The organism is Sedimentitalea sp. XS_ASV28 (genome assembly GCF_041224545.1).
GTDB lineage: Bacteria > Pseudomonadota > Alphaproteobacteria > Rhodobacterales > Rhodobacteraceae > Sedimentitalea.
Genome location: NZ_JBGFGP010000152.1, coordinates 1 through 393, shown reverse-complemented (window position 1 = coordinate 393; position 393 = coordinate 1). Strand labels below are relative to the sequence as shown.

The window sequence follows — 393 nt, the reverse complement described above, 5'->3', positions numbered from 1 at the left end:
CTTGACCATTTTCCGAATTCCTCCGGCAGCTCACGCCACGGGGATCCTGTTCGGGCGATCCAGAAAATCCCATCCAGAACAAGGCGATGATTGGTTGGTTTGCGCCCATTCGGGCCGCGGGCAGCGAGGATGAAATGTTCGAAAAACGTCCACTCCTCGTCCGTCATCAAGTCTCGTGCCAAGCTGGTCTCCATAGCAGATACTAGCTTGAATCACGCCTACGGTGCATTGTGAATCCCTTTTGTCAACACGGCCTAGTCGAGGTGAAGACGACGAATGGCTGGGAACGCACCCCTTTCCACATCAGCCGCACCGAGCTGGCCGTGGCCGAGGAGCGGCGTTCGGAATGGTCCCTGTTCCGGCTCTGGAACTTCGCGCGCGAGCCGAAGGCGT

Annotated in this window: 1 protein-coding gene and 1 pseudogene; one reads left to right on the top strand and one right to left on the bottom strand. The window is 58.3% G+C overall.

The features are described 5' to 3' along the window. Positions 1-194, bottom strand: a 194-nt coding sequence (locus AB9K34_RS16705; RefSeq protein ID WP_369955569.1) for a transposase, incomplete at its 3' end; no start/stop codon positions are given. 60 nt (positions 195-254) lie between these two features. Here AB9K34_RS16705 and AB9K34_RS16700 point away from each other — a divergent pair. Then, positions 255-393: pseudogene (locus tag AB9K34_RS16700) on the top strand (protein NO VEIN domain-containing protein); the annotation flags it as partial.